This window comes from Flavobacterium ginsengiterrae (genome assembly GCF_039539785.1).
Classification (GTDB): domain Bacteria; phylum Bacteroidota; class Bacteroidia; order Flavobacteriales; family Flavobacteriaceae; genus Flavobacterium; species Flavobacterium ginsengiterrae.
On record NZ_BAABDU010000002.1, the window covers coordinates 122,886 to 140,725 of the forward strand.

Annotated in this window: 17 protein-coding genes; 2 read left to right on the forward strand and 15 right to left on the reverse strand. The window is 32.8% G+C overall.

What is annotated here, in order from left to right; all coding sequences use genetic code 11:
* Positions 1-2: 2 nt before the first annotated feature.
* From ilvD to ABD859_RS01310, 3 genes are all read right to left on the reverse strand, one after another.
* Positions 3-1,676 carry a dihydroxy-acid dehydratase gene (ilvD, locus tag ABD859_RS01300; RefSeq protein WP_345139170.1) on the reverse strand — a complete coding sequence of 558 codons (1,674 nt, stop codon included), beginning with the start codon at positions 1,674-1,676 and terminating at the stop codon, positions 3-5.
* Between the two features lie 267 nt (positions 1,677-1,943).
* Positions 1,944-3,062: a 3-isopropylmalate dehydrogenase gene (gene leuB, locus ABD859_RS01305; protein WP_345139172.1), complete on the reverse strand. Its 1,119-nt coding sequence runs from the start codon at positions 3,060-3,062 to the stop codon at positions 1,944-1,946.
* 50 nt (positions 3,063-3,112) lie between these two features.
* Positions 3,113-4,288 carry a 2-isopropylmalate synthase gene (locus tag ABD859_RS01310; protein ID WP_345139174.1) on the reverse strand — a complete coding sequence of 392 codons (1,176 nt, stop codon included), beginning with the start codon at positions 4,286-4,288 and terminating at the stop codon, positions 3,113-3,115.
* A 155-nt stretch (positions 4,289-4,443) separates the two neighbouring features.
* Here ABD859_RS01310 and ABD859_RS01315 point away from each other — a divergent pair, with 155 nt between their 5' ends.
* Positions 4,444-5,988 carry a hypothetical protein gene (locus ABD859_RS01315; RefSeq protein ID WP_345139176.1) on the forward strand — a complete coding sequence of 515 codons (1,545 nt, stop codon included), beginning with the start codon at positions 4,444-4,446 and terminating at the stop codon, positions 5,986-5,988.
* Between the two features lie 261 nt (positions 5,989-6,249).
* Here ABD859_RS01315 and ABD859_RS01320 read toward each other — a convergent pair whose 3' ends face one another.
* The 3 genes from ABD859_RS01320 to ABD859_RS01330 all read right to left on the reverse strand — a co-directional run bounded on the left by ABD859_RS01320 (position 6,250) and on the right by ABD859_RS01330 (position 10,168).
* On the reverse strand, positions 6,250-7,905 hold the full coding sequence (locus tag ABD859_RS01320) for a M1 family metallopeptidase (RefSeq protein ID WP_345139178.1): 1,656 nt from the start codon (positions 7,903-7,905) through the stop codon (positions 6,250-6,252).
* A 155-nt stretch (positions 7,906-8,060) separates the two neighbouring features.
* The gene (locus ABD859_RS01325; RefSeq protein ID WP_345139989.1) at positions 8,061-9,716 is read right to left on the reverse strand and encodes a M1 family metallopeptidase; all 1,656 of its coding nucleotides are present in this window, start codon (positions 9,714-9,716) and stop codon (positions 8,061-8,063) included.
* Between the two features lie 128 nt (positions 9,717-9,844).
* Positions 9,845-10,168, reverse strand: coding sequence for a hypothetical protein (locus tag ABD859_RS01330; RefSeq protein WP_345139181.1), 324 nt, complete (start codon positions 10,166-10,168; stop codon positions 9,845-9,847).
* A 131-nt stretch (positions 10,169-10,299) separates the two neighbouring features.
* Between ABD859_RS01330 and ABD859_RS01335 the strand changes: the two genes are divergently transcribed.
* The gene (locus ABD859_RS01335) at positions 10,300-10,995 is read left to right on the forward strand and encodes a carbohydrate-binding family 9-like protein (RefSeq protein ID WP_345139184.1); all 696 of its coding nucleotides are present in this window, start codon (positions 10,300-10,302) and stop codon (positions 10,993-10,995) included.
* A gap of 24 nt (positions 10,996-11,019) precedes the next feature.
* Here ABD859_RS01335 and ABD859_RS01340 read toward each other — a convergent pair whose 3' ends face one another.
* The 9 genes from ABD859_RS01340 to hisC form a co-directional block, all read right to left on the reverse strand.
* Complete coding sequence (locus ABD859_RS01340) at positions 11,020-11,439, reverse strand: hypothetical protein (protein WP_345139187.1); 420 nt, start codon at positions 11,437-11,439, stop codon at positions 11,020-11,022.
* An 85-nt stretch (positions 11,440-11,524) separates the two neighbouring features.
* The gene (locus tag ABD859_RS01345) at positions 11,525-12,022 is read right to left on the reverse strand and encodes a hypothetical protein (protein WP_345139190.1); all 498 of its coding nucleotides are present in this window, start codon (positions 12,020-12,022) and stop codon (positions 11,525-11,527) included.
* Between the two features lie 16 nt (positions 12,023-12,038).
* The gene (gene hisIE / locus ABD859_RS01350; protein ID WP_345139991.1) at positions 12,039-12,641 is read right to left on the reverse strand and encodes a bifunctional phosphoribosyl-AMP cyclohydrolase/phosphoribosyl-ATP diphosphatase HisIE; all 603 of its coding nucleotides are present in this window, start codon (positions 12,639-12,641) and stop codon (positions 12,039-12,041) included.
* 82 nt (positions 12,642-12,723) lie between these two features.
* Entirely contained in the window at positions 12,724-13,479 is a 756-nt protein-coding gene (hisF, locus tag ABD859_RS01355; RefSeq protein ID WP_345139193.1) for an imidazole glycerol phosphate synthase subunit HisF, read from the reverse strand.
* Between the two features lie 84 nt (positions 13,480-13,563).
* Positions 13,564-14,292 carry a 1-(5-phosphoribosyl)-5-[(5-phosphoribosylamino)methylideneamino]imidazole-4-carboxamide isomerase gene (hisA, locus tag ABD859_RS01360; protein WP_345139196.1) on the reverse strand — a complete coding sequence of 243 codons (729 nt, stop codon included), beginning with the start codon at positions 14,290-14,292 and terminating at the stop codon, positions 13,564-13,566.
* 145 nt (positions 14,293-14,437) lie between these two features.
* The gene (hisH, locus tag ABD859_RS01365; RefSeq protein WP_345139199.1) at positions 14,438-15,019 is read right to left on the reverse strand and encodes an imidazole glycerol phosphate synthase subunit HisH; all 582 of its coding nucleotides are present in this window, start codon (positions 15,017-15,019) and stop codon (positions 14,438-14,440) included.
* Between the two features lie 82 nt (positions 15,020-15,101).
* Complete coding sequence (hisB, locus tag ABD859_RS01370; protein WP_345139202.1) at positions 15,102-16,238, reverse strand: bifunctional histidinol-phosphatase/imidazoleglycerol-phosphate dehydratase HisB; 1,137 nt, start codon at positions 16,236-16,238, stop codon at positions 15,102-15,104.
* A gap of 38 nt (positions 16,239-16,276) precedes the next feature.
* Positions 16,277-16,711, reverse strand: a complete 435-nt coding sequence (locus tag ABD859_RS01375; protein WP_345139205.1) for a hypothetical protein — start codon at positions 16,709-16,711, stop codon at positions 16,277-16,279.
* A gap of 9 nt (positions 16,712-16,720) precedes the next feature.
* Positions 16,721-17,773: a histidinol-phosphate transaminase gene (gene hisC / locus ABD859_RS01380; RefSeq protein WP_345139208.1), complete on the reverse strand. Its 1,053-nt coding sequence runs from the start codon at positions 17,771-17,773 to the stop codon at positions 16,721-16,723.
* Between the last annotated feature and the right edge of the window lie 67 nt (positions 17,774-17,840).

A 17,840-nucleotide genomic window follows, 5' to 3' on the forward strand; every position in this document is an offset into this window, starting at 1 on the left:
TTTTAATTGTCGGTAACGCAACCAGTTGAAGCGCTTGATACCGCTCTGGCATATTTAAGCAAAACTCCTCTATCTACTTTTAAAGGAGGCTGAATCCAACTTGCTTTTCTTTTTGCAAATTCTTCATCAGATATCTTCAGATCGATAGTGTTTTTTACAGCATCTATAGCAATAATATCGCCATCTTGAACTAGTGCAATTCCACCACCATCATAAGCCTCTGGTGTTACGTGCCCTACCACGAATCCATGCGAACCTCCAGAGAATCTACCGTCTGTGATTAGAGCACAACTGCTGCCTAATCCAGCTCCGATAATGGCGGATGTAGGTTTCAGCATTTCTGGCATCCCTGGACCACCTTTTGGCCCGCAATACCTGATGACGACTACATTACCTGGTTTAATTTTTCCGGCTTGAAGACCTGGAATTACTTCAAATTCTCCTTCAAAAACTACAGCTGGGCCTTCAAAATATTCTCCTTCTTTTCCAGAGATTTTTGCAACAGCTCCTTCAGAAGCAAGATTTCCGTATAAAACCTGAATATTTCCTGTTGGTTTTAATGCTTTTTGAATTTCATGAATTACTTCTTGTCCGTCTTGTAAATCCGGAGTTTCTGCTAAATTTTCTGCAACTGTTTTTCCTGTTACAGTTAAGCAATCTCCGTGAATCAATCCCACTTTCAATAAATATTTCATTACAGACGGAATTCCACCAACTTCGTGAATATCTTCCATCATGTATTTACCACTTGGTTTCATATCTGCTAAAACAGGAGTTCTGTCGTTAATAGCCTGAAAATCATCAAGAGTAATTGTAATTCCAACAGAGTGCGCCATTGCGATTAAGTGCATAACTGCGTTTGTAGAACCTCCTAAAACTGCTACGATTGTAATAGCATTTTCAAAAGCTTTACGAGTCATGATATCTCTTGGCTTAATATCTTTTTCTAATAAAATTCTCATTGCAGCTCCGGCAGCAGCACATTCGTCTCTTTTTTCCTTACTCAATGCAGGATTCGAAGAACTGTATGGTAAACTCATACCCAATGCTTCAATTGCAGAAGACATTGTATTTGCAGTATACATTCCGCCGCAAGCACCAGGTCCAGGGCAAGAATTCTGAATTACACCTTTAAAATCTTCCGGAGTAATTTCGTTTCTAACTTTTTTCCCTAAAGCTTCAAAAGCAGAAACAATATTTAATGATTCACCTTTCCATTTTCCTGAGTGAATAGATCCACCGTAAACCATCATCGCTGGGCGGTTTAATCTTCCCATCGCGATTAAGGCTCCCGGCATGTTTTTATCACAACCCGGAATTGCAATTAAACCATCGTACCATTGTGCTCCCACAACTGTTTCGATAGAATCTGCAATTACATCTCTAGAAACCAATGAATAACGCATACCTTCAGTTCCGTTAGAAATACCGTCACTGACACCAATGGTATTAAAAATAAGTCCGACCAGATCTGCATCCCAAACACCTTTTTTAACATCTTTTGCTAAATCGTTCAAGTGCATGTTGCAAGTGTTACCATCGTAACCCATGCTCACAATACCAACTTGTGCTTTTTTCAAATCTTCTTCAGTTAAACCAATTCCGTACAACATCGCTTGCGCCGCAGGCTGTGTTTGATCTTGAGTGATGGTCTTGCTGTACTTATTTAATTCCATTATTGTATTATTTTTTTAATTTTTATTCAAAAAAAAACCTTCCAGTATTTGGAAGGTTTGTAATATAGTTTTTCAATTATATTTATACCATTCCCGCTGCAGATGTGCTAAACACATTGACAACAACGACAGAAGTAATAATAATTGAGATTTGCATTTTTCTATTTTTTAGTGAGACAAAAGTACGGAAACTTTAAGAACTAAAAAAATAAAATCTCAACATTTACAATACTTCTTGTTATTTATTTCATTATTTTAATAAAAAACTTAAACAATTGTCGATTGACCGATGCTAACGTTGTCATTATTAAAATACAACAGATCATCTTTGCTGAAAATAAAGTTAGAAACGAACTCCCCTACTTCATTTGTACCGAATTTTGAATCTGGTTTTAAATCTACAGTAACTACATTAAATTCAATTGCTTTCTTAACTGCCAGAAAAACTACATTCGCTTCTTTAGTTAATCCAAAATGTTCTAATAAAAGTGCCGCTGCTAAAATCGAAGCGATCGGATTCGCAATATTTTTTCCTTTTGCCTGCGGATATGATCCGTGAATTGGCTCAAATAATGCGTGTTTTTCTCCTAAAGAAACTGATGGCAATAAACCAATAGATCCTGTAATTACACTTGCTTCATCAGATAAAATATCTCCGAACAAGTTCTCAGTCAAAATCACGTCAAATTGTTTTGGATTTAAAATCAACTGCATTGCAGCATTGTCTACAAATAAGAAATCTAGCTTTACATCTGGATAATTTTCGCTCACTTTCTGAACTACTTTTCTCCACAATCTTGAAGTTTCCAAAACATTTGCTTTGTCAACAAGAGTCAGCTTTTTACGGCGATTTTGTGCCGATTTAAAAGCCAAATGTGCAATTCTTGTAATTTCTTCTTCTGTATATTCACATAAATCTGAAGCGTGAGTGCCTTCTTCATTCAGCGTTTTAGTTCCGAAATAAGCACCGCCTGTTAATTCTCTGAAAATTGTAAAATCAGCTCCTTCAATAATTTCTTTTTTTAATGGAGAAGATTCAATTAAAGCTTTGTATGGTTTTATTGGACGAATATTAGCAAACAAGCCCAATTCTTTACGAAGTTTTAGCAAACCTTGCTCTGGACGAACTTTTGCGCTCGGATTATTATCATATTTCGGATCTCCAATTGCACCAAGTAAAACTGCATCTGTATTCAAACACAGGTTTAAAGTTTGTTCCGGCAACGGACTTCCAGTTTTATCAATCGCAACAGCTCCCATCAGTGCGTCTTCAAAAACAAATTCATGATTATAAACTTCCGCAATAGCGTACAATGCTTTTTTAGCTTGTAAAATAACTTCAGGCCCAATTCCATCTCCTGGCAAAACTGCAATTTTCAAATTCATAACGTCTCGTTCTTTATGTATTTAAATCCTTTATTGTTCCTTATTATTAATTAACTTCTAATTAAATCACCTTCGATTTTAGAAGCTTCGATAATTTGATGAATATCAGAGTCTACAACCTCTTTTTTGATATCAGCAAATTTCAAGAACTCAACATATACAATATCCAATTGTACTTTTGTAAGTTCATAACCAACTTTTTTAGCACGGTAAGCCAATGCAGCTCTACCGCTTCTAGCAGTCAATATAATAGACGATTCATTTACTCCAACTTCAAGTGGGTCCATGATTTCGTAAGTTGCTCTGTTTTTAATTACACCATCTTGGTGAATTCCTGAACTGTGTGCAAATGCGTTAGCTCCAACAATTGCTTTGTTTGGCTGCACGATCATTCCCATACTTTCAGAAACTAAACGGCTCATTGCGTTCAATTCTTTTGTATTGATATTGGTATCTAAGTTTAAGTAAGGATGTTGTTTAAAAATCATTACTACTTCTTCAAGCGCTGTGTTTCCAGCTCTTTCTCCAATACCATTAATAGTACATTCAATTTGTCTTGCTCCATTTATAGCTCCTGCTATTGAATTTGCAGTTGCCATTCCTAAATCATTATGACAGTGACATGAAAGGATTACGTTTTCGATTCCTTTTACGTTTTCTTTTAAATATTTGATTTTTGCTCCGTATTCTTCTGGAAGACAATATCCTGTTGTGTCAGGAATATTCAATACAGTTGCTCCGGATTTAATAACTTCTTCGCAAACTTTTGCCAAGAAAGCATTGTCTGTTCTACCAGCATCTTCTGCATAAAACTCAACGTCTTCTACATACGATTTTGCGTGTGCAACAGCATATTTTGCTCTGGCAATAATATCTTCTGGTGTTGTTTGTAATTTATGGAGGATATGAGATTCTGACGTTCCGATTCCAGTGTGGATTCTAGGTTTTTTAGCATGTTTTAATGCTGCGGCAGCAACATCAATGTCATTTTTTACGGCTCTTGTCAATCCGCAGACGGTTGCATTCTCAACAATTTTACAAATCTCAGAGACCGATAAAAAATCGCCTGGACTTGACACAGGAAAGCCTGCCTCGATGATATCAACTCCCATCTGATCTAGTCGTTCTGCGATAACTAACTTTTGTTTAGTATCTAACTTACATCCTGGAACTTGCTCGCCATCGCGCAAAGTGGTGTCAAAAATTTGAACTTTCTCTCTATTCATATTCATTTATTTAATGTAATTTCACATCTTGATAACAAATATATATTGTACTATCGCAGTACGAAATTCATTTTAATGAAATTATACTGTTCATAACGCAATTTATACCACTACAACAAATTAATTTTCAATAAGTTACATTATTATTTTTTACAATGGCTAACCATCAAAAAGATTTTTTATTTGTACTAATAAAATCACTTTCTAAATCCGAAAAACGTCAATTTAAAATTTTTGCGAGTCGTTTAGAGACGAGTTCAAACACAAAATTTATTGAATTGTTTAATATTTTGGATAAATCTGAAAACTACGATGAAAAGCTAATTTTAAAAAGCGGCGTGATCCAAAAAGTACAGTTATCTAACTTAAAATCATATTTATACAAGCAGATTTTGGTCAGTATTCGTTTGAATATTCCAAGTCAGAACATTCGTTATCAATTGCGCGAGCAAATGGATTTTGCTGTTATCTTATATAATAAAGGTCTTTATAAGCAAAGTTTAAAGATTCTGGATAAGACTAAGCAACAGGCTTTAGAAAATGATGAAAAATATATGGCGTATGAAATTGTAGAATTCGAAAAACTAATCGAATCGCAATATATTACCCGAAGTATTCAAGGCCGCGCTGACGAATTGGTAATCCAAGCAAAAGAATTAAACTACAGAAATACCATTTCGAGTAAATTATCGAATCTTTCGCTTCAATTGTACGGAATCATGCTGAAAACAGGTTACGTAAAAAGTGACGCCGAATACAAGTATATAGACGATTATTTCAACCGACATATTGCAAAACTTGACGAAAGTAAATTTGGTTTCCGCGAAAAGTATTGGTTTTACAATGCTAGTCTTTGGCGAAGCTTCTTAGTTCAGGATTTCTTGGCGAGTTATAAATTTGCTTATAAATGGGTTCAGTTATTTTATGATAATCCAAACATGATTTATCTGAATCCGGTGTTTTTCTTGAAAGGAAATCATTATTTCTTAGAATCGCTTTATATGTTAAAGTATAAATCGAATTTCAAGAAGTATTTGAATTTATTAGAAGAAACAATTGCTGATCCAAAATTCCCTGTAAATGATAATATTGCTTCATTGTCATTTCTATATGTGTATAATAACAAATTGAATCTTCATATATTAAAAGGAACATTTGCCGAAAGCGAATATTTAATTCCAGAAATATTAGAAAAACTAAAACTTCACAGCGATCACTTAGACGAACATCACGAAATGTTGTTTTTCTATAAGATTGCTTCAATTTATTTTGGAAATGAAAAATACAATGAATGCATTTTATATTTGGATAAAATCATCAACAACAAAAACTTAACGATGCGCGAAGATTTAATGTGTTTCGCGAGACTTTTATCTTTGATTGCTCATTATGAAATTGGTAAAGATTATTATCTAGAAAATCATCTAAAAAGCACGTATAAGTTCTTGATCAAAATGAATGACTTACATGAAGTTCAAAAAGAGATTATTAAGTTCTTAAGAAATCTGAACAACTTTTATCCTGCTGATATTAAAAATGAATTCAAAAAAATGCATGCGCGCTTTGTTGAACTTGAAAAGAATACTTACGAAAAAAGAGCTTTCCTTTATTTAGATATTATTTCGTGGTTAGAAAGCAAAATCGAAAATCGTACTATTGGTGAGATTATTCGAGAAAAGGCAAAGTTGAACAGCCGTTAGTTTAAATTTCAATTTTTAAAATTTCAAATTCCAATAAAAATGGCGTTAAGAATAAAATCTTAACGCCATTTTTGTCATTTCGACGTAAGGAGAAATCGCAATAGTATTTTCGTAAAGAGGATCTCCAATCTTTATAGAGTTTCGAGTGCGATTTCTCCTTACGTCGAAATGACAATATTCGTTAAAATATTAAGAACAAAAAAATCCCAAACTCCAACAAAATTTGGAATTTGGGATTTTTAAAAATTGAAACTTTAAGTTTTATTCTACGATATTAGAAGTCGTAACATAGAAATCTTTATCAACTTCTACTTTTCTATCTTCATTATCTGTTTTAACTGACTGCCATTCTGTTGTTGGTTTCAGCCAGGTTTCAACACCGTTTAATTTCACTCTTACAGGCATATCAAATTTAGATACGCAATTTGTCCAGTGATATCCAAAAGTTCCGTTTTTAAACATATATTCAAAAACCGGAATCTGCGTTGTAGTTAAGTATTGTGCAAAAACTCTATTAAAATTAATTCCAGACTGTTCATTGATATAATCCTGAATTTGTTTTCCGGTTACCGTTTGATGATAAAAAGTCTTGTTCATACCTCTTAAAATCGATTTCCATTTTGCATCGTCATTAATTACCTGACGAATCATATGAAGCATTGTAGCTCCTTTTGGATACATATCACCAGATCCTTCATTATTTACATCATAATGCCCAATGATTGGAGTATCATTTTTGATATTTTTTCTGCATCCAATAACATATTCAGCACCGGCATCTTTTCCATAATAATATTCAACGAAAAGACTTTCAGAATAGTTGGTAAAACTTTCATGAACCCACATATCAGCAATATCTTTATAGGTGATGTTGTTTGCATACCATTCGTGACCCGATTCGTGAATAATGATAAAATCAAATTTTAATCCCCATCCTGTTCCGCTTAAATCACGTCCTAAATAACCATTTTTATATTGGTTTCCGTACGTTACAGAACTTTGGTGCTCCATTCCTAAATACGGAACTTCTACCAGCTTGTAACTGTCTTCATAAAATGGATAAGGTCCAAACCAGTTTTCAAAAGCTTTCAGCATTTTTGGCGCATCTTTAAACTGTTCTTTTGCTAAAGCTAAATTGTCTCTTAAAACATAATAGTTACAATCTAAATTTCCTTTTTCACCTTTAAATACTTCAGAAAAATTTACATAATCTCCAATATTGATGTTTACACCATAATTATTAATTGGGTTTGCAACATACCAATTGAAGGTTTTAGTACCGTCTTTTTCTTTTTTAACGCTTTGTAATCTTCCGTTTGAAACATCAGTTAAATCTCCCGGAACATTCACGCTGATTAACATATTTTCTACTTCATCATACATGTGATCTTTACAAGGCCACCAAACACTAGCGCCTAAACCCTGGCACGATGTTGCGATAAAATCTTTTCCGTTTTTATCTTTTTTCCACGAAAATCCTCCGTCCCATGGCGCTCTTACAGCTTCTTTTGGTTTTCCGTTAAAGTAGACAACAATTTCTTTTACATCGCCAATTTTTTGTTTTTCAGTCAAAGTAATAAAGAAAGCATTTCCGTCTCTTTCAAATTTTAATTCTTTACCGTTCTGCGTTACTTTGGTAATGTTCATAGGTTCCTGCAAATCAATCTGCATACGGTTATTTTCTGTTAAAACAGTATAACGTACTGTATTTGAACCCGAAATTGATTTTTCAGCCGGATTAACCTTTACATTAAGGTGATAGTATTTCAAATCCCACCAGGCTCTTTCTTTTGTAATGCTTCCGCGTAAAGTATCCTGATGTGTAAAAACCGTTTCTGACTTATTTAAAAGTCCCTGAGCATTGGCAGTAAAACCAATTAGAAAAGCAGTTAAAATGCTTCCAAAGTAATTTTTCATTAGTTAGAATTATAAAATAAATAAAGTATTCGAACTTAATCTGCAACAAATGTAAACATTCGAATCAAGAATTCTAAAATTTTATGATTTCTTCATAAAAAGCAAACCCAATAAATAAGAAATTTATTGGGTTTCAATTTAATTGTCTGTGAAATTTAATTTGTGATATTAAATTCTGTTACATAAAAGTTTTTATCAACGACTAATGTAGGTTTGTCACTGTTTACATTTTCTGCTTTCCAGTCTGTTGTTGGTTTCAGCCAGGTTTCAACACCATTTAAAGTAACTTTTAAAGGAAGATTGAAATTTTCTACAGCATTTATCCAATGATAAACTAATTTTTGATCTTTAAAATAATACTCAAAAGTTGGTACCTGAGGTGTTCTTAAATACTGATCGAAAACCGGACTAAAATCAATTCCTGATTCTTGGTTTATAAAATCTTCAATTTGTTTTGTCGTAACTGTTTGATGATAAAAAGTTTTATTCATACCTCTTAAAATCGATTTCCATTTGGCATCATCATTAATCACCTGACGAATGGTATGAATCATATTTGCGCCTTTTGGATACATATCGCCTGAACCTTCTCTGTTTACATCATAATGCCCAATAATAGGTTCTTTATTAGCAATCATTTTTCTGATTCCTCTTGCATATTCATTTGATGCTTCTTTTCCGTAATAATATTCTATAAAAAGCACTTCAGAATAAGTGGTAAAACTCTCGTGAATCCACATATCAGCAATATCTTTATAGGTGATATTGTTTGCAAACCATTCGTGGCCGGATTCGTGAATAATAATATAATCGAATTTTAATCCCCAGCCTGTACCGCTTATATCGTGTCCGTTATGACCATTTTGATAATTGTTCCCGTACGTTACAGAACTTTGGTGTTCCATTCCTAAATACGGAACTTCAACCAGTTTATAGCTGTCTTCGTAAAACGGATAAGGTCCAAACCAATTTTCAAAAGCTTTCAGCATTTTTGGCGCATCTTTAAACTGCTCTTTTGCTTTTGCCAGATTATCTCTTAAAACATAGTAATTACAGTCTAAATCACCTTTTTCTCCTTTAAACTTTTCAGAGAAATTAACGTAATCACCAATATTGATATTTACGCCGTAATTATTGATTGGATTTGAAACATACCAGTTAAATGTTTTTGTGCCATCTTTTTGTTTCTTAACACTTTGCAATCTTCCATTTGAAACATCGGTTAAATGTCCCGGAACATTTACGCTGATTAACATATTCTCAACTTCATCATACATATGATCTTTACACGGCCACCAAACACTTGCGCCTAAACCCTGACAAGATGAAGCTATAAAATCTTTTCCGTTTTTATCTTTCTGCCACGTAATTCCACCATCCCAAGGCGGACGAACGGCTTCTTTTGGAACACCGCCAAATGAAACTACAATTTCTTTAGTTTCTCCAACTTTTTGATTTTCGGTTAAAGTGATGAAGAAGGCATTTCCGTCTCTTTCAAATTTCAGCTCTTTTCCGTTCTGCGTTACTTTGGTAATGTTCATAGGTTCCTGCAAATCGATCTGCATGCGATTGTACTCTGTTAAAACCGTATAACGAACCGTATTAGATCCTGAAATAGTTCTGTCGGCAGGATTTACTTTTATATCCAGATGATAATATTTTAAATCCCACCAGGCTCTTTCTTTTGTAATGCTGCCGCGTAAAGTGTCCTGATGCGTAAAAACGGTTTCTGACTTATTTAAAAGTCCTTGAGCATTAACATAAAAACCAATAAAAAATGCAATTAAAGCACTTCCATAGTATTTTTTCATCATTATAAATTAAGTTTTGAATTTTGTTGCTATAATATTAGTATTCTTTTTTTGGTTTATGTTACAAAAGGATTTATAAGTTATAATTTAATGTAATTTTATAACATCTATTTCGAAATCAAATACTCTTATTCTATAAATGAATCTCTGTAATATTGAATACGGCCTTCGTTACAATTTTCATCAAAAAATATAGAAAAATTTATCCCTTTCTTTCCTTCCATCCAATTGGTTAATTCATCAGAATAAAACCAAAAATGAAGACTATTATCAATTTCTTCTAATTGAATATAAAAATCTTCAACGTTGTAAATTCTATTAGTGTCCTTTTTGTTTTTCCTATTTAACATTTGAAGTTCTGAAACCGCCTGTCCTGCCAGTTCAAGTGCCCTAATCAATTTTCTGGTATATTTTTTGTCTATCTTCAAGATAGTTTTTTTTATTTCTTTCATAACTTACATTTTTATTTTATAAGTAATTGCTTAATAATTTAAATAAAGATAAGCCTAATTAATATTCAATTGAATATTTTATAATTACTATATTACTCTTTATTTTTGATATTCTAAATCAATAACCAATTATGAAACTTTACCTGCCTTTGATTTTTACTTTTATTTTTTCAAATTCCATTTATTCACAAACAATTCCTATCTATAAAACTCAAGAGAACATCATTGTTGATGGCAATTTAACAGACTGGAAAACACCTTTTCTGGGACCTTTTGTAATTCACAATTCCGGAGAAAAAGCAACTCAAAATACTATGGTTTCACTTTCGTGGAATGATGAAAACCTATATATCGCTTATCGTTCTGCCGATTCGCAGATTGTGGGTAAACCACAGACAAAAGATTCTAAAATCTATGAAACTGATGACCTCGTAGAAGTATTTATTGATCCGGACGGCGATGGCAAAAATTATATTGAAATTGGCATAAATGCTTATTCAACCTATTATGATATGTTTTTGAAATGTATTTCTCCTGATTGCGGAGGCTGGAATACAGCAATGGATTTTGATATTTCCGGTTTTGAAGCAGTAAGCAAAATAACCTCAGAAGGTTTTTGTACCGAAATTAAGATACCATTTTCAAGCTTGGAAAAAATTAAAAATGGCAATTTTACAAAACCAAAAACGGGTACTAAATGGAATGGAAATGCTTTTAGAATTGATTACGGTAATACGACACAATATCTTGCTTTACAACCTTATAAAAGTTTAAAATTTGGATTTCATCAGCCAAAAGAATTTGCTGTATTTGAGTTTGTAGAGTAATAATTTAGTTAATAATCTTATTTTTTATCTCTGAAGTTTTCTCAAATCAGTTATTCCTCTTAAAAATAAAACAAGGCCAAACAAGAATACACTAACAATAAAGAAAAAAGGCGTTTTACCAAATTCATTTTGAAATAAAAAAAATCCTCCAATACTAAAGATTATCATAAAAATACCTAAATATATTTTTGCTTTTGATTCTTTCCTTAATAATGTCAATTCGATGCTGAATACTTTTTTAATTTTTGATTCTAATACTGCATTAATCTCCAGATCTTTTTCTAAAATCATATTTTTTACCAAATTATAATTTTTGTAAGTGTAAAAGTCTTCCGCGTTATCATCAAATTTTCCTTGTTTTAAAACATTGTTCAGAATATCATCGAGAAGTAAAAACAATTCATTTTGAGTTAATTTTTTATTTTCTACAAAGTCTTTTTTCATTAATCCAAGTCTTCTTTTTTGCAAAGATCAGAAATTCAAAAAGCAGAAAATAAATTTTAACAAGATTTAACTTAAATTTATTTTATTAGAATTCTATTGGCTTATTTTTCAATTGATTATTTGCTTTTTTTAGACGCTCTAAACCCAATAAAACAAATCCAATCGTTATCATTGCACAGCAAATAGTCCATAAAATACTGCCAATAAGAAAATACATTGCTATGCCAAGAACTAGTATAAAAATCCCCGGAGCCAATAAATAAATTATAAACTCATTTTTATTTTCCTTGACAATAATTTCATCAACAATCCTAATCTTTGATTCTAATTCAGATGAAATTTTTGAATTATAAGCAAATAGCGTTCTTTTGGCCAAAATATAAGCTTTCTTTGTACAAACTGCATTTTCTCCAACTTCAAATTTACCTTTGCTTAAAACAACATTGGTGATTTCATCAATTAAAATCAGTGCATCTTTATCAAAAGGATTTGTAATAAAAACATCTTCATGTTTACTTTTCTCGAAACTCATTTTTTTTTTGCAAATTTCTAAAAAAAGAAGCTTCAAGAAAAAAATTAACAAGGTTTTAGTTACAATATTACTTCTGACGCTTCTTCAAAACTTCAACAACATCATTTAACTGATAACCTTTTGCCTGCAGTAAAATCAAATAATGAAATAATAAATCGGCGCTTTCGCTAAGGAATAAATCGTCGTTATCATCTTTAGCTTCAATTACCACTTCTACAGCTTCTTCACCGACTTTTTGAGCAATTTTATTGATTCCTTTTGCAAATAATGATGCCACATAACTCTGTTCAGAATCTGCATTTTCTCTACGGGTTTTGATTGTGTTTTCTAAATGAGAAATAAAGCCGTAATTCGCATCATTCGGTTCTTGCCAGCATGTATCTGCACCTGTATGACAAGTCGGCCCGACAGGTTTGGCCTGAATTAAAAGCGTATCGCCGTCGCAGTCATTTTTAATGCTTACGAGATTTAAAAAATTACCGCTCTCCTCGCCTTTTGTCCAAAGTCTTTGTTTAGATCGGCTGAAAAAAGTTACTTTTTGAGTTTCTATTGTTTTTTGAAGCGATTCTTCATTCATATAACCCAGCATTAAAACATTTTTAGTTTCAGAATCCTGAATGATGGCCGGAATTAATCCGTGTGCGCTTTTGATATCGATTTCCATTTTTATTTTAGATTTTTGATTTCACATTTTAGATGTATTCCAAATTGAAATTGATTTTTTGATATTGTTATTGAAATTGAAATTGAATTTATAATCTTACTTCAATTCCGTTATTTCTAAGTTCTTGTTTTAAAGCTTTAATTTCGATTTCTTTAAAGTGAAAAACGCTTGCTGCCAAAGCGGCGTCTGCTTTTCCTTCTTTAAAAGAATCCACAAAATGCTGAATATTTCCAGCACCTCCGGAAGCAATAATCGGGATATTAATTAAAGTTGATAATTTAGCCAAAGCTTCGTTTGCAAAACCATTTTTAGTTCCGTCGTTGTCCATTGACGTAAATAAAATTTCACCTGCACCACGTGCTGCGACTTCTACAGCCCAATCGAAAAGATTTAATTCTGTTGGGACTTTCCCGCCAACTAAATGCACAATCCATTGTCCGTCGATTTGTTTTGCATCGATTGCCACAACCACACACTGGCTTCCAAATTTCTGAGCCAGATCGTTAATTAACTGCGGATTTTTTACTGCCGATGAATTAATCGAAACTTTATCTGCTCCGTTATTCAGCAGAATATCAACATCTTCAACAGATGAAATACCGCCCCCAACCGTAAACGGAATATTGATTTTTTCTGCAACGCTTCGCACCATATTAACAAGCGTTTTTCTGCGTTCTTCAGTGGCTGAAATATCCAGAAAAACCAATTCATCTGCACCTTCAGCAGAATAAATTGCTGCTAATTCTACAGGATCTCCGGCATCGCGTAAATCGACGAAATTAACACCTTTTACGGTTCTTCCGTTTTTTATATCTAAACAAGGTATAATTCTTTTTGCTAACATCTCTTTTTTGTTAATTGTGATATGCAAAATGTGAAATGATGTATTTAAACATCAAATTTCATTTGACATTTTACATTTCACTTTTTACATTTTTCCAATAATATAATTTTCTAATTGTTTCAGCGTAATTCTTCCTTCGTAAATCGCTTTTCCAATAATGGTTCCCTCGCAGCCTAGTTCGGCTAACTTTGGTAATTCATCAAAAGTTGAAATGCCGCCCGAAGCAATGAGTTTTATGCCGCCTGCTTCTGCTAAAATTTTCGCATATAAATCAAAACTTGGTCCCTGCAGCATTCCGTCTTTAGCAATATCTGTACAAATAACGTACTGAATTCCTTTGTTTTGATAATCCTGAATAAACGGAATCAAATCTTCATTTGATTCTTCTAACCAGCCCGAAACTGCAATTTTTTCATCTTTTGCATCGGCGCCTAAAATGATTTTTTCGGTTCCGTATTCTGATATCCATTTTTCGAAAATTGCTCTGTTTTTTACCGCGATACTGCCGCCAGTAATTTGGTTTGCACCATTTTCAAAAGCAATTCTCAAATCATCATCTGATTTTAATCCGCCGCCAAAATCAATTTTTAAGCTTGTTTGTGTGGCGATTTGTTCTAATATTTTATAATTAACAATTTTGCTTGATTTTGCACCGTCAAGATCTACTAAATGCAGATATTCAATTCCGTGCGCCTCAAATGATTTCGCCACTTCCAGAGGTTTTTCGTTGTAAATTATCTTGGTATCATAATCACCTTTGGACAAACGAACGCATTTTCCTTCAATGATATCTATGGCTGGTATTATTCTCATGTATTTTTATTTTAGATTTTAGAGTTAAGATTTTAGATTTCTCGAAACTTTAAAATTGATATTTTGATTGAAATTGATTTTTGATCTTGTCCTTCGACTTTGCTCAGGATGACAATTGGAATTTGGAATTTCTAAAAATTGGAATTTAAATATTTAAAAAGTTTCCAAGAATTTTCTCCCCAACGTCACCGCTTTTTTCAGGGTGAAACTGTGTTCCGTAAAAATTATTTTTTTGCAAAGCCGACGCATATTCTACATCGTAATTCGTTACAGCAATGGCTTCATCGCAATTTGGCGCATAAAAACTGTGAACTAAATACATAAATTCATTTTCAGAAATATCTTGAAACAAATCGGTTTTTAAATCATAAATCTGATTCCAGCCCATTTGAGGAACTTTTACATTATTTGAAAACTTCAATACATCGACATTAAAAATTCCCAAACCTTCTGTATTTCCTTCTTCGGTTTTGTTGCACATTAACTGCATTCCGAGACAAATTCCTAAAACCGGCTGTTTTAATTGCGGAATTAAATTATCCAATCCGCTTTCACGAAGTTTAGTCATTGCCGAACTCGCCTCGCCAACGCCAGGAAAAATCACTTTATCAGCAGCTTTAATCTCGTCCGGATTATTGCTTAAAACAGCTTTAAAACCCAGTCTTTCAATAGCAAACATAATGCTCTGAATATTTCCTGCTCCGTAATTTATTATAACAATGTTCATTTTTGTTTGTTTCAGGTTTCAAGTTTCAGGTTTCAAGTTCTGTAGAGTAACTTGAAACCTAAAACCTGAAACAAAATTATTATTAAAGCATTCCTTTCGTTGAAGGTAAAATCATTTTCTCTGTATCGCGTTTTACGGCAACTTTTATTGCTTTTGCAAAAGCTTTAAAAATCGCTTCAATTTTGTGATGCTCGTTGATTCCTTCTGCTTTGATATTTAAATTAGCTTTTGCTCCGTCTGTAAATGATTTAAAGAAGTGATAAAACATTTCTGTTGGCATTTTACCTACCATTTCGCGTTTAAATTCGGTTTCCCAAATCAGCCAGTTTCTTCCTCCAAAATCAATTGCCGCCTGCGCTAAACAATCATCCATTGGCAAACAGAATCCGTAACGCTCGATTCCTAGTTTATTTCCTAATGCTTTCGCAAAAACTTCTCCAAGAGCAATTGCCGTATCTTCGATTGTATGGTGTTCATCGACTTCTAAATCGCCTTTAACGGTGATTTCTAAGTCCATTTGACCGTGACGTGAGATTTGGTCTAACATGTGGTCGAAAAAGGCAATTCCTGTATCGATTTTGCTTTTTCCTGTTCCGTCAAGGTTTAAGTTGATGTAAATATCAGTTTCGTTTGTTTTACGCGTAATTGACGCTGAACGTGCTTCTAATTTCAAGAATTCATAAATTCTTTTCCAGTCTGTGGTTTGTAAAGCGATTGTTTCGTCTAACTCTTCTCTTTTAGACGAAATTTCATTACTGCCAATTCCATCTGTCATATTCATGAAAATTGCTTTTGCACCTAAGTTTTTAGCCAATTCAACATCGGTTAAACGATCGCCTAATACGAATGAATTTACTAAATCATATTCCGGATTGTTTAAATATTTGGTTAACATTCCGGTTCTTGGTTTGCGTGTCGGCGCATTTTCTACAGGGAAAGTTCGGTCAACGAAAATTTCATCAAACTTTACACCTTCGTTTTCAAAGGCTTTTAGAATAAAATTTTGCGTTGGCCAAAAGGTATCTTCAGGAAAACTATCCGTTCCTAAACCATCCTGATTGGTTACCATTGCCAGTTCATAATCTAATTCGGCTGCAATTTTTGCCAGATATTGAAAGGCTTTTGGATAAAATTCTAGTTTATCTAAACTGTCTAGTTGATAATTTTCTGGTTCTAAAACAATCGTTCCGTCACGATCGATAAAAAGTACTTTTTTCATTTTATATTTTTATAATTTCTAGTGATTTCAGAATAATGCTACAAGCATTTTACATCTTCCTTCATCTTTTTTAATTTCTTTTTTGCTTCGTCCTGAGTAATCTCTTTGCCGTAGATTCTATAACTAATGATCTCATTCTTCATAAAAAACTCGACATAAGTAATTTTGTTTTCTTCAACGTTGATTTGATTTCTTTCTGCCTTTTCATTAATCTTCAGTCCTCCAAAAGAAACAGAACATTCATGATTTCCTACTGGAACTTCATGAACGGAATATTTTCTATTATTCAATTTACAAACGAGTTCTCCATCAATAAATGTTTTAAAAAAAGCACCTGAACCAGCTAATCCTGTTGATCTTAAAAAAATCACTTTACTTTTTTTAGGCGCATTTAAACTATCCTGAGCTTTACATAATCCTGTAATTATCAAAAAAAAGACAATTAAAACTCTTTCTAGGTTCATTATTTTCATTAGAAAAATCTATTTATTTAAGCTTAATAACATTTCAATTACCTTCTCATTTTCCTCTTTCGTTCCAATCGTAAAACGAAGACAATTTTCGCATAGAGGCTGTGTTGTTCTGTTACGAATTACAATTCCTTTTTCTATTAACTGATCATATCTTTTGTTGGCGTCATCTACTTTTGCTAAAATAAAATTGGCTTCTGTTGGATATACTTTTTCTACAAAACTAACTTCAAGTAGTACTTTAAGTAGTTCTTCTCTCTGCTCAATAATAGAAGCTATTTCCTGCATTATCTTATCTGAATCTTTTAAACGTTCGATTGCTCTTTGCTGCGTTAGTTCGTTTACGTTGTAAGGAGGTTTAATTTTGTTTAAAATTGAAATCACAGCTTCAGAAGCATAACAAACTCCTAAACGAATTCCTGCTAAACCATAGGCTTTAGAAAGTGTTTGCGTAATGATCAGATTTGGATATTCATCAATTTCTGTCAGCCAGCTTTCTTTGTCTGAAAAGTCAATATAAGCTTCATCAATTACTACTAAACCTTTAAAGTTTTGAAGCAGTTTCACTACACTTTCATCAGAAAAAGAATTTCCAGTTGGGTTATTTGGCGAGCATAAAAAGATGATTTTTGTATTCTCATCAACAGCTTCCAGAATTTTTTCAACCTGAGGCTGAAAATCTGTAGAAAGTAGAACTTCTCTATTTTCTACATTATTAATATTTGCTAAAACGCTGTACATTCCGTAAGTCGGCGGAAGCGAAATAATATTATCTGTTTTCGGCTCGCAGAAAGCTCTGAAAAGTAAATCTAAAACTTCATCACTTCCGTTTCCTAACAAAATCTGACTTTGTTTGGTATTATTGTTTTTAGCCAAAATTGCTTTTACAGACATTTGCTGTGGATCCGGATAACGGTTTACCCCATTTTGAAAAGGATTTTCGTTAGCATCCAGAAAAATCATTTCGGCTGTATCAAAATCTTCAAACTCATCTCTTGCAGATGAATAAGGTTTTAAAGATTTTACATTCTCACGTGTTATGGTATTTATATCGAAATTACTCATTGTTTAATTGATTTTCCTGCAAGGTTTTTAAAACCTTGTAGGTATTTTTAAAACTTTAAAATTAAAA

Bases quoted from the DNA above. Each gene is read 5' to 3' on its own strand.
- ilvD (WP_345139170.1), bottom strand. From the start codon at position 1,676: ATGGAATTAAATAAGTACAGCAAGACCATCACTCAAGATCAAACACAG.
- leuB (WP_345139172.1), bottom strand. From the start codon at position 3,062: ATGAATTTGAAAATTGCAGTTTTGCCAGGAGATGGAATTGGGCCTGAA.
- ABD859_RS01310 (WP_345139174.1), bottom strand. From the start codon at position 4,288: ATGAATAGAGAGAAAGTTCAAATTTTTGACACCACTTTGCGCGATGGC.
- ABD859_RS01315 (WP_345139176.1), top strand. From the start codon at position 4,444: ATGGCTAACCATCAAAAAGATTTTTTATTTGTACTAATAAAATCACTT.
- ABD859_RS01320 (WP_345139178.1), bottom strand. From the start codon at position 7,905: ATGAAAAATTACTTTGGAAGCATTTTAACTGCTTTTCTAATTGGTTTT.
- ABD859_RS01325 (WP_345139989.1), bottom strand. From the start codon at position 9,716: ATGAAAAAATACTATGGAAGTGCTTTAATTGCATTTTTTATTGGTTTT.
- ABD859_RS01330 (WP_345139181.1), bottom strand. From the start codon at position 10,168: ATGAAAGAAATAAAAAAAACTATCTTGAAGATAGACAAAAAATATACC.
- ABD859_RS01335 (WP_345139184.1), top strand. From the start codon at position 10,300: ATGAAACTTTACCTGCCTTTGATTTTTACTTTTATTTTTTCAAATTCC.
- ABD859_RS01340 (WP_345139187.1), bottom strand. From the start codon at position 11,439: ATGAAAAAAGACTTTGTAGAAAATAAAAAATTAACTCAAAATGAATTG.
- hisF (WP_345139193.1), bottom strand. From the start codon at position 13,479: ATGTTAGCAAAAAGAATTATACCTTGTTTAGATATAAAAAACGGAAGA.
- hisA (WP_345139196.1), bottom strand. From the start codon at position 14,292: ATGAGAATAATACCAGCCATAGATATCATTGAAGGAAAATGCGTTCGT.
- hisH (WP_345139199.1), bottom strand. From the start codon at position 15,019: ATGAACATTGTTATAATAAATTACGGAGCAGGAAATATTCAGAGCATT.
- hisB (WP_345139202.1), bottom strand. From the start codon at position 16,238: ATGAAAAAAGTACTTTTTATCGATCGTGACGGAACGATTGTTTTAGAA.
- ABD859_RS01375 (WP_345139205.1), bottom strand. From the start codon at position 16,711: ATGAAAATAATGAACCTAGAAAGAGTTTTAATTGTCTTTTTTTTGATA.
- hisC (WP_345139208.1), bottom strand. From the start codon at position 17,773: ATGAGTAATTTCGATATAAATACCATAACACGTGAGAATGTAAAATCT.